Source organism: Bellilinea sp. (genome assembly GCF_053501535.1).
In genome coordinates, this window is record NZ_JBRCOK010000074.1 from 1 (window position 1) to 11,385 (window position 11,385).

Sequence of the window (11,385 nt, forward strand, 5' to 3'; positions counted from 1 at the left end):
TTCCAGGCGGGCATCCATGTCCCATGCTCCCAGGTGATCAATTTTTTCCTGCACTTCGCCCTGTTTTTCGATTAGCGCGCTCATTTCTTCATCCGTCAACGGTTCCGCAAAGCGTTCGCTGATCCGGTTGAATTTCTCCAACAGCTGCATGGCTTCCTGCACGCCTTCGGCAACAATTTCACGCACGGTCTTTTCCTCATTTAATTGCGGTTCCTGCTCCAGCAGACCCACCGTGTAACCCGGCGCAAGTACGGTTTCGCCGTTGAAGTCCTTTTCCACCCCGGCCAGAATGCGCAGGAGCGTACTCTTGCCGGAACCGTTCAAGCCAATGACTCCAATTTTGGCGCCATAAAAATACGAAAGATAAATATCCTGCAAAACCGGTTTCCGGTCGTAATACTTGCTGACGCCGATCATCGAGTAAATAATTTTGTTGGGTTCGTTTGTCATGGCAGCCTCTCTGTGGTTGATTTTACCTTAACCGCGCGCTTCCCATACTGATGACACAACTTCCCCGGATGGTCTGCGTATACACTCTTAAGGTCTGTTCGGAAAAGCCATTCAAATGGCTTTTTGAAAGCTGTGATTGCGCGCAAGCGCCGCAACCGTCCGCATGACCCACACACCTTCCCCTACCCCAAATTGCCAGGCGATGTGAGGGATCTGGAATGGACTTTTTTCGCCGCTTGCGGGCGTCTTTCTACAAGCAATCTGACGTTAACCACGATCATTAAATCTGGATTACAATCAACCCGTCATGGATGCAAAATCACTTTCGATGCTGGAATTTCCCAAAGTGCTGGAACGGCTGGCCGGTTATGCCGATTTTTCCGCTTCTGCCGAGCTGGCCCGCAGTCTGCGGCCCACCGCCGATTTGCAGGAAGCTCTGGCCCGCCAGGCCACCACCAGTGAAGCCCGCCGTCTGCTGAGCGTGAAATCGGAAGTCGGCATTGGTGGAGCGCGGGATGTGCGCCCGCTGGCCGAACGCGCCGCGCGCAGCGGTGTGCTGCTGCCCACCGAACTGCTGGAAATCAAATCCACCCTGATCGCTGCCCGCGAATTGTTTCGCACACTGGAAAACAAGCAGACGGAATACCCGCATCTGGCAGCCATTGCCCAGCCATTGGCACCGCCGCCCGGACTGATCGAAGCCATCTCGCGCACCATCTCCGAACGCGGCGAAGTTCTGGACAGCGCCTCGCCCAAACTGGCTTCTCTGCGCGCCGAAATCAAGGTAGCCCATGAGCGGCTGCTTTCCCGCCTGCAAAAAATGCTGCAGGACCCCAAAAATGCCCCCCACCTGCAGGAAGCCATCATCACCCTGCGGAATGGGCGCTATGTCATCCCCCTGCGGGCCGAATCGCGCGGGCGTATCCGCGCCATCGTCCACGATCAGTCGTCCTCAGGCGCCACCCTGTTCGTCGAACCGCTGGCGGTGGTGGAACTCAACAACGCCTGGCACGAACTGCAGCTGGCAGAAAGGGATGAGGAACGGCGCATCCTGAGTGAACTTTCTGATCAGATTGGGGCACACAGCCCGGCCATCATCGCCATCGTGGAAGCCCTCGCCCGCCTTGACCTGGCATTCATGTGTGCCAAATACGCCGATGACCTGCACGCCGCCGAGCCGGTACTGACCGCCTTCCGCAAAACCGGCCACGAAAAACACCCCGGCAGTACTATTGTCCTCTATCAGGCGCGCCACCCCTTGCTGGATCCTCAAACGGTAGTGCCGATTGACGTGGTTCTGGATGAACACACCTACGCCCTGGTCATTACCGGCCCCAACACCGGCGGAAAAACGGTTACGCTGAAAACCGTCGGGCTGCTGGCGCTGATGGCACAGTCGGGGCTGCACATTCCTGCCCAAAGCGGCTCGGCACTCAGCATCTTCCGCAACATTTACGCCGATATTGGCGATGAACAGTCCATCGAACAGTCGCTTTCCACCTTCTCCGGTCACATCACCAACATTGTGCGCATTCTGCGGCGGATGGACTCGTTTTCGCTGGTGGTGCTGGATGAGCTGGGCGCCGGCACCGACCCGCAGGAGGGTTCCGCGCTGGCACGCGCCATTTTGGGTTATCTGGTCGAAAAACGGGTTACCACGTTGATCGCCACCCACTACCCCGAGTTGAAAGCCTATGCCCACGCTACGCCCGGCGTGGTGAATGCCAGCATGGAGTTTGACCTGCGCTCGCTCAAACCGACCTACCGCCTGACCATCGGCTTGCCGGGACGCTCGAACGCGCTGGCGATTGCCGAACGGCTCGGCCTGCCGTCTGAAATTCTTGAAGCCGCGCGGGGCATGATTAACCCCACCGACCTGCGCGCCGATGACCTGCTGGATGAGATTCACCGCCAGCGCGAACTGGCGCGTAAAGCACGCAGTGAAGCCGACCGGCTGCGCTCTCAGGCGGAAAATTTGCGCCGTGAACTGGCGCAACGGCTGGAAAAGATTGAAGAAGAGCGGCATCAGATTCTGGAAAAAGCCCGCCAGGAACAGGAAAAGGAAATTGCCGCCCTGCGCGCCGAGCTGGATGCCCTGCGCCGGGAATTGCAGCGCGCGCGCCAACCGCTGGAGGCGCTCAAACCACTCCAGGAACGCCTGGAAGAACTGCAAAGCGAAGCCGAAAAACCGGTCGTGCGTACGCTGATTGAACCTTCCCGTCCATTACGCCTGGGAGACAAAGTGCGTTTGCGCTCGCTGCAAATGGACGGGGTGATTACTGCCTTGGGTCAATCGGAAATCGAGGTACAGATGGGGAATCTGCGCCTGCGCGCCCGTCCGGAGGAAATTGAACGCCCGGGCAGTCCTCCACCCGCCGAAGCTCCGCCCGCACCAGCTGCAGCCGCAACCCGGCCGGTTTCTGCGGCTCGTCCGTCGGCATCCCGCCCGGCTGTATTCAGCCCTTCCCCCGGCATGGAGCTTGACCTGCGCGGTCAACGGGCAGATGAAGCCCTGGAAGCCCTGCAGCGCTATCTTGAATCGGCCTATTTGAGCGGAATGCCGTTTGTGCGCATTATTCACGGAAAAGGCACCGGCAAATTGCGTCAGGCCGTGCGGGATTTCCTCAAGCAAAACGAATTTGTGACCGGCTGGGAAACCGGTCTGGAAAGCGAAGGCGGAGAAGGGGTAACCGTCGTCCACCTGCGGGAAGGATGATCCATCCTCCATTCTTGCCAAAAAACAATCTCCCGACCGGAAAACAAAGAGCGATCGTGTTGATCCCCATCCACGATCGCTCTTTCATGCGGATGACCCCTAGTAAATCCGCCCGAACTGGCTTGTTTGTTGATGCTTTTATACCAGCCGGGCATTGACGGAATGTGGACAAAATGTGAGCAAAAAATTACAAAATAATGCGCGAATCAAGTCTTTCGCGTAGTCGAATAAAGCAATCGGTCAGCCCCACTGCCCGCGCCTGATCACCCAGATACCCCATTAAGCCGTTTAACTCCCGCAATCTTTCCTGACGCTCTTCGAGCGAGATGGGCAGCCCTAAAATCAGTTCCAGCCCGGCAATCTCCGCCCAGAGAATCCCCAACTCCCGCCCACGACGGATCAGTTGACGACCGTCTTCAATTGCCCGACCGCTATCCTCATCGCGGACCAGTTGGGCAGCAATCCAGTAATAGATCAGCCCAAGGGCAGTTAATCCATGCTGTTCAACTTCGTTTTTCAGTTCATCCACAGTCTGGGTATCCAGCTGGCGGTTGGGATCCAGCGCTCGACTCAGCACCTCTCCCATTTGCGCCGGCAGACGGATGATTTCCAGCCTCGATTCACGGCTCAATTCGATGGATTTGTGCAGGAAGGGGAAACCGTTCTCCGGCTGACCGTTGAGCACCAGGCCTGTACCCAGCCGGAAGAGACACTCCATGGCGCTGATCGGGTTACGGCTGATTTCCAGACCGCGCCGGTAATATTCAACAGCCGATTCATAATCCCGCAGGAAGGTCAGCAAATCACCCTGAATGCAAATCGCCCGCGCCAGAATATCGTCGTTTTTGCCGCCCTCCATCAGCCGAATGGCTTGTTGACTGTCCTGCCATGCACCTTCCAGCGCACCCCGGTAAAGGCGGATATTGCCGCGAACGGTCAAGAGATACGCCAGACGTATTTCATCTCCAACCGCCTGTGCCATCTCGATGGCTTCTTCGCAATGCTGCATGGCAGGATTGAATTCCGCCAGCAGATATTCACTCAACGCCAGCCACATCAGGGCATCAATGCGGAATGCCAGCCCGGCCACCGAGAGACTGCTTTCCAGCGCCTGCTGCGCCGCTGCGCGGGCCTGCTCGGGTCGTGCCAGTAAAAGATAGTTGTAAGCCAGTTTTGCCTGCGCCTCGGCTACCACGCGGCTGGTACGCTGATCATGGATGGAACCGGCCATCTCCAGAACATTTTCCAGCGAATAAATCGCTTCCTGATGGCGAAGCAATTGGGTGAGGAAGTCCGCCCGGCGGTTTCCGGCTTCGATCATTTCGTATGGACTGCCGGATTGCCGCAAGAAGGGAATGGCATGTTCCAGTTGGGCCAGCGCAAGGCGTGCCTGTTGACGCAAACCAGCCACCCGTGCCAGCCCGCTGTAAGCAGTGCCGATCAACAAGGGCGAGTAACGCAACTCCCCAAAGCGCAGCAATGCCGCATAATTCTGTTCAGCCTGCTCCAGCTGATTTTGCCGGCAGCAAAACTCTCCCCACTGGGCATACAGACGGTATAAATGCCCCTCCGTCAACTCCGTTTCAATACGCGGCAGGATTTTTTCTGCCCGCCGGAAAGCGCTTTCTGCGGCTTGAGTCTGATGATGTGCGATTGCATTCTCGGCTGTGAAAAGCCAGTATTGAAATGCGCGCAGGTTTTCACCGGCAAGCTCAAAATGACTGGCAATCCGCTCGGCATAGGCGGCGCTTTCTTCCAGAGCCATGTACGCCTCGGCAACCCGCAAGTTGAGCAATTGCAGCCGCGCCGGGCTGAGCTCGAACAGCAGCACTTCGCGAATCTTGTCGTGGATGAATGCGTACTGACGGGAATGGTCTTTGGAAACCATCGGGCGGATCAGGTGGGTTCGTTCGAGTTCCTCGATGACCCGCACACATTCTTCAATATCCAGTTGTGCGGCCGTCTGAAGCACACGCAGCGGGAAGGCGTTGCCAATCACCGCCGCGGTAACCAGCGCCTGGCGGGTCTGCGGCTCCAGCAGGCGCAGCCGCTCCCGCGCCAGCGCATGAATGCTGCTGGCAAGCGGCAGATGCGGAATAACTTTCAGCTGATTGACATTCAGATTGAAATCCAGCACGGCGCGCAGGGTTTCCAGCACAAACAGAGGATTTCCGCCGGTTTCCAGCGCCAGCCGATCAATCAATTCATCCGGCGCGGGTTTGCCCAGGGCAAGGCGCACCAGTTCGCTAATTTCATCGCGGTTGAGCAATTCCAGCTTGCTGTGGTGCACCATCCATGGAATCTGCGACTGACTGAGAAAACGCTCCAAAGCCGGGTTGGGTTCTTCAGGCCGCGCCGCAACCACCAGCAAACCGCGTTGAGAAAACAAGCGGTGATCGAGCAAATAAGCCAGCACGTGAAAGGTCAGCTCATCGCACCACTGGGCATCGTCCACAAACAGCAGCAGCCGCTGACGGCGGGAAAGAATGCGGAATAATTGCAAAAACGCTTCGGCTATCTGCTGATGCTGAAGACTGAGCGAAATTTCAACGGGTGGAGAAACATCCGGCCGCAAGGAGGGCAATTCCGGCAACAAGGTGGTCAGGTAACTGACCCAGACGAAATCTAACTGATGCCATTCCTCCACCGTTACCGAATGGCGCAGCAGATCAATCAGCGGCTGGTAAGGTAATTCGGACAAATGCGAGAAACCCGCCGCCAGCAGCAAGCGCGGCGCAGGCTGCAGCGACTGGTAAAATTCAAACACCAGCCGCGATTTACCGGCGCCGCCCTCCCCCCAAATCATCTCCACACCGCCGCGCTGTAAGGCCAGTTTGAGGTCCGTCAGCAGCTTTTTCCGCCCAACAAATGGCAACTGCAGGGTAAGCATGTTGTGCCATGGGGTCACCATTTGAGAGGGTGGAAAATCCGCCGCTTCGCGAATGCGCTGGCACAGGTTGTTCAGGATGGTGGGCAGTCTTTCACCCAATGACTCGTACACATGCCGGATCCGATCACATTCGCCAAGCGCTTCACTGCGCCGGCCTAAATCGTACAGCCACTGGATCAATTGATAATACAGATCTGGATTTTCTTCATCCAGCTGAATGGCTTTGCGAATCCAATGCACAGCATTTTCCAGATCACCGCTGATGGCGCAATGCTCGCTCAAGGTTTCCAGCAAATTCTGAAAACTGTAAGAAAGTGACTGGCTGGTTAAACTCAGCCAGTGATCCAAGCCATCGGTGGATGGCAGATTGGCTCCGGCGAGGAATTCCGTTCCGCGCCACAAATTGACTGCCTTGACCATCTGCTGGTAGATGGCTTCGGGCAGGGGGGTGTGCATGCCGCGCTGCAGGTAAGGGCGCACCTGCTCCAGCAAAGCCTGATACTCGAGCAAATCCACATAGACCTGCTCGCTATCCAGCCGAACATGATCCTGCGTGGCTACAATCAGGGAAGGGTCAGGTAGCTCGGCGCGTAATTTGCTGAGCGCTTCGCGAATGTGACGGCGGGCGTCTTCCTCGCTCTCCTCCGGCCAGAGCAGGTCCATCAGCACACTGCGCCCCACCGGATCAGGTTGACTTGCCAGATAGAAAAACAAAGCCCGCAGTAGACGCCGCTTGATGTGGATTTCCTGCTCGTCGTAGAAAACCCGCGGTGAGCCCAGCAGAAGAACGCGCAATTGTTTGGCGCCTTCCTCCATGGCCGCATCTACCTCCATTCCGTCATACAGCCAGCTTCGCTGTCTGTCATACCAGTCTGCCTGCCAATTGCAACGCCCGTGCCTGTGCCATTTGCAGGGTCTCACGGGCAGCGTTGAGGTTAACCTGAGTTACAGCACCCAGCATTTGCGCCAGTTCAATTAAGCGGGCATCTCCTTCCAGCAGTTCAACCCGGGTAGAAGTTCGCCCGCCCTCCACCTCCTTGCGCACCGAAAAGTGCTGATCGCCAAAGGCGGCCAGCTGCGGCAGATGCGTCACACACAATACCTGATGCTGGCGCGCCAGCAGCCACAGCTTTTCACCCACCACCGCACCAACCCGCCCGCCAATTCCCTGATCAATTTCATCAAAAATCAAGGTGGGAATCGAATCGGCCTGAGTGAGTACCCGCTTGAGGGCCAGCATCAAGCGCGAGGTTTCACCGCCTGAAGCAATTTTCACCAGCGGTTTCAAGCCTTCCCCAGGGTTGGGGGCAATTAAGAACTCCACCTGATCCACACCATTCTCATCAAACGCCAGCGGATCACCCGCGCCGTTCAGGCTGAGGCCGTGCGGGTCTGGCTGTGTGCGTAAATCCACGCTGAAGCGGGCGCCGGCCATGCTCAAATCGGCCAGCTCGGCTTCAACCGCCTTTGCCAGTTGAGCGGCGGCAGTCTGCCGAATTTGGGAAAGGCGGGCAGCCAGTTCGGCCAGCTGCTGACGCAGGTCTTTTTCTTTCTCCTCCAGTTCGGCAATCCGTTCGGTAGCATGGGCAATCGTTTCCAGTTCCTGCCGGGCAGAGCGGGCAAACGCCAGCACCGCCTCGATGCTGCCCCCGTACTTGCGTTTGAGCCGGTGAATCAAATCCAGCCGTTCTTCCACCTGCTCCAGCCGGCGCGGGTTGAACTCAATTGTGTCCAGATACAGGCGCAGATCGCGGCTGATCTCCGCCAGCGTATCGTTGACCAGCAGCGCTTGTTCTGCCAGCCGGTTTTGCTCCGCGTCAATGCGCGCCAGCCCTTCCAGCGCTTGAATCACCTGGCCGAGCAGATCGGTCAGGGCAGGCGCATCGGGTAAGCCTTCATCCAAAAGATTGAGCGCTTCCTGCGCCAGCGAGGATAAATTTTCAGCATTGGCCAGCCGGTTGCGTTCCTGCCGCAGGGTCTCCTCTTCTCCTGCTTGCAGGCGGGCTTCTTCGATCTCGCGCGCCTGATATTCCAGCAGGTCGGTGCGCCGGGCGGCATCCTGTTCGCTGTGGCGCAGGGTTTCCAGTTCCTTCTGGGTGCGGCGCAATTCACGGTAAACCTGCTGATAGGCCGCCAGGGTTTCATTGGAAGCGGCAAACCGATCCAGCAAATTCAAATGCTGGCGCACATTCAGCAGCGAAAGATGCTCGGACTGCCCGTGAATATCCACCAGAAAACTGCCCAATTCGCGCAGCAGAGTCACCGAAACGCTGTGACCGTTGACGCGCGCCGTACTGCGTCCGTTCTGGCGAATTTCGCGGCTGATCAGAATGGACTCTTCATCCTCCAGCAAATCCTCCCGTTGCAGCAGTTCGAGAATGGCCTGGCGGTTGGTCGGCGGAATGAGAAAAAGCGCTTCAATGCTGGCTCGCTCGGCGCCGGCGCGGATGAATGTTGGTTCGGCGCGTCCGCCGAGCAGAGCAGTAATCGCATCCAGAATGATGGATTTGCCCGCGCCGGTTTCACCGGTAAAGGTGGTCAGACCGGGCTGCAGGGTCAACTCCAGCGATTGGATGATGGCAAAATTCTGGATGCGTAATTCGGTCAGCATTTGGATTCGTTCATCGAATTTGAATTCCGGTCAACCGGTAGAAAACGGTGCTGGTGACCAGCACCACATACAGCACCTGCCAGATCAAGCCAAAAAGGTTCAAGACACCCATTCCCATTACAATCGCCAGCAGATTGATCAACGGCAGAATGGCGCCGCCCGCACCGGCAGCCAGCGTGGCCGTGTTGTACAACAGACGGGCGCGCCGCTTGCGGGTAACACTGCGCACCGCCTCGGCAATAATCACACCGGCGATTGGCGCCAGAAAAATTGTAAAAAATCCCAGAAAAGAAGTCAACAAACTTCCCAAAAACCCCAGCAAACCGGCAACCGCCAGCGCAAGGGGGTAATCAAGCCATTGGGCGGTTTCAAATTTCTTTTGCTGCCCGCGCAGGCAGTCACGGCAGCGGTAACCGGTTTCGGTCAGCACAGCACACTCCACACAAATCGGCCGTTCGCAGCGATTGCAGCGCAGCAACGTTTCGCGGTTGGGATGATTGACGCAGTAAAGTTTCGGTTGTGCATCCTCGATCATGATAAATCCTCAGCGGCAGGGTTTTGTTCCATGTAAGCGGTCAGATTGCGATAAAAGTAACCATAATCCTGAAAACGGACAAAGCGCACCATCTCCGGCAGGGCATCCACGCGCACCGCGTCACCATCCTCCATGGTGATTGGCGCCTGTCCATCCACACTCATTACCGCCTGATGACTGGTGTGGACGGTCACCGTGACCACCGAGCCTTCGGAGAGAATGATGGCGCGGTCCAACGAAAGATGCGGGGCAACCGCCACAATGAGAATGTTACGCAGGTCGGGCGGCAAAATCGGCCCGCCTACCGCCAGCGCGTAAGCCGTGGAACCGGTTGGGGTGGCCACAATCAAACCGTCCGCAATGTAGGTCGCCAGAGCATAGCCATCCACGCTGGCTTTCAAGCGCACCGGGCGGACGAACTGCCCGCGGCAAACCACCACTTCATTCAGTACACTCCAGCAGCCCAGCGACTGCTCACCGCGCAGGTGTTCGGCGCGCAGCATCATGCGGTTTTCGAGTCGGTAACGCCCATCCAGCAGGCGCGGCAGCAGCTCGCGCCACTCATCCCGCTGCACTTCCATCAGGAAGCCAAAACGTCCCAGATTGATTCCCAGTACGGGGATGCCCAGCTGCGCCCCCAGATGACCGGCGCGCAGCATGGTGCCGTCGCCGCCCAGCGCAATCAACAGGTCAAATTTGCCATCTCTGATCTGCTGGCGAAAGGCCTTATCGGGCATGGGCGCGCTGATCACCTGCTGAACGCCCCGCCCTTGCAGAAAACGGGCAATTTGCTCGGCTTCCTGCGGTGCATCCACCAGGAAGGGGTGATAACCAATCGCAATCCGCTGGGGGATGAGTTGGCTGCTTTCCATGAGATTATTATACCCGTTTGGAAAGGAGAAAAAATAACTGAATAGATGCTTGTATCAGACCCTTAGGTTGAGTTATATCGGTTCAGGCGAAAAATTAATCAGCGGTATAACCACCCGGCTGAGAAGCATTGTTAGGAAAAATTTTCCCTGGCTCGGATTTTATAAGCCTCCGCCGAGGAATTCTACTCTCCTCGGCGATAGGTTTGTGTATATAATGTAGTTTTGGGATAAATCTAAAACCTGGCTGTTAATGCAACACCCCCTCCCGGCCTCCCCCAAAACCGCATCAGCAGTTTTGGGGGAGGTGCAGGGGGGCCGAAAATCCTCAAACTGATTTGAAAAGAATTTATCGCAGATTGGTGCTATACCAGTCAATTTCAGGCTGCCGTAAAGCCGCCGTCAATTACATAGGTGTTTCCATTGATGTAACTGCTCTCATCCGATGCAAGGAACAACATCAACTGGGCAACCTCTTCCGGGTAACCATACCGTTTGAGCGGTACCTGCGCCACAAAACCCTGTTTGACCTGATCGCCAGCGCCCGGCGCCGCCATCTCCTCAATCGAACGCATCATGCGGGTTTCAATCGGCCCGGGGTTGACGGTATTGACTCGAATGCCTGCGCTGCCAAACTCCAGCGCCGCGCTGCGCATCATGCCGATCACAGCATGTTTACTGGTGACATAGGCTGAAAAACCGGGAGAACCGACCAACCCGGCCACCGAAGAGGTAATGATAATGCTTCCGCCGCCCGCCTGCAGCATAGCCGGTATGACATTCTGTAAACCCAAAAACACCCCGCGCACATTGATGGCAATCACTCGGTCAAAAGTTTCCAGCGGGTATTCGGGGAGAGGCTTGACCACGCCCTCAATTCCGGCGTTGGCCAGGAAAACATTGACCTTGCCAAACCGTTCAATGGCTTTTTGCACCATCCCCCGATTGCCTTCCGGGGTGCTGACATCAGCGACAAAATAATCTGCCTGTTCACTTCCCAATTCCGCAGCCAATTGCTGAAGTGCACCCTCGTTGATGTCCACTAACAACACTTTACAACCCTCTGCAATGAAACGCCTTGCCGCTGCCGCTCCAATTCCCCCTGAACCGCCGGTGATAATAGCCACCTTACCATCCAGCCTGCCCATGACTAGCCTCCTCTCGTAAAAATGAGCCTAAATTTGGTGATAATTATCCATTTACAATTCTATAAAAAATTTCAAAACGATTCAACGGGCAATTGAATTTTGCACAACTCTTAACTTCCGATCAAAGCGCGGGTAAAACTGGTAAAATCAACGCCATGCGTTACCA

At 56.6% G+C, this 11,385-nt stretch carries 7 protein-coding genes; 1 reads left to right on the forward strand and 6 read right to left on the reverse strand.

Annotated elements, in window-relative coordinates:
• The coding region (locus ACWIZX_RS07935; protein WP_448335386.1) for an ATP-binding cassette domain-containing protein at positions 1–450 on the reverse strand (450 nt) is incomplete at its 3' end.
• A 307-nt stretch (positions 451–757) separates the two neighbouring features.
• Here ACWIZX_RS07935 and ACWIZX_RS07940 point away from each other — a divergent pair.
• Complete coding sequence (locus ACWIZX_RS07940) at positions 758–3,166, forward strand: endonuclease MutS2 (RefSeq protein WP_448335387.1); 2,409 nt, start codon at positions 758–760, stop codon at positions 3,164–3,166.
• Between the two features lie 187 nt (positions 3,167–3,353).
• Here the strand turns inward: ACWIZX_RS07940 and ACWIZX_RS07945 are convergent, their stop codons facing one another.
• The 5 genes from ACWIZX_RS07945 to ACWIZX_RS07965 all read right to left on the reverse strand — a co-directional run bounded on the left by ACWIZX_RS07945 (position 3,354) and on the right by ACWIZX_RS07965 (position 11,219).
• On the reverse strand, positions 3,354–6,872 hold the full coding sequence (locus ACWIZX_RS07945; protein WP_448335388.1) for an AAA family ATPase: 3,519 nt from the start codon (positions 6,870–6,872) through the stop codon (positions 3,354–3,356).
• Positions 6,873–6,918: 46 nt separating this feature from the next.
• Positions 6,919–8,667 carry a DNA repair protein RecN gene (gene recN / locus ACWIZX_RS07950; protein WP_448335389.1) on the reverse strand — a complete coding sequence of 583 codons (1,749 nt, stop codon included), beginning with the start codon at positions 8,665–8,667 and terminating at the stop codon, positions 6,919–6,921.
• Positions 8,668–8,677: 10 nt separating this feature from the next.
• Entirely contained in the window at positions 8,678–9,202 is a 525-nt protein-coding gene (locus ACWIZX_RS07955) for a B-box zinc finger protein (RefSeq protein ID WP_322794297.1), read from the reverse strand.
• Positions 9,199–10,074, reverse strand: coding sequence for an NAD(+)/NADH kinase (locus tag ACWIZX_RS07960; protein ID WP_448335390.1), 876 nt, complete (start codon positions 10,072–10,074; stop codon positions 9,199–9,201). Before ACWIZX_RS07960 ends, ACWIZX_RS07955 begins: the two co-directional genes overlap by 4 nt.
• A 377-nt stretch (positions 10,075–10,451) precedes the next feature.
• Positions 10,452–11,219, reverse strand: coding sequence for an SDR family NAD(P)-dependent oxidoreductase (locus ACWIZX_RS07965; protein ID WP_448335391.1), 768 nt, complete (start codon positions 11,217–11,219; stop codon positions 10,452–10,454).
• Positions 11,220–11,385 lie beyond the last annotated feature (166 nt).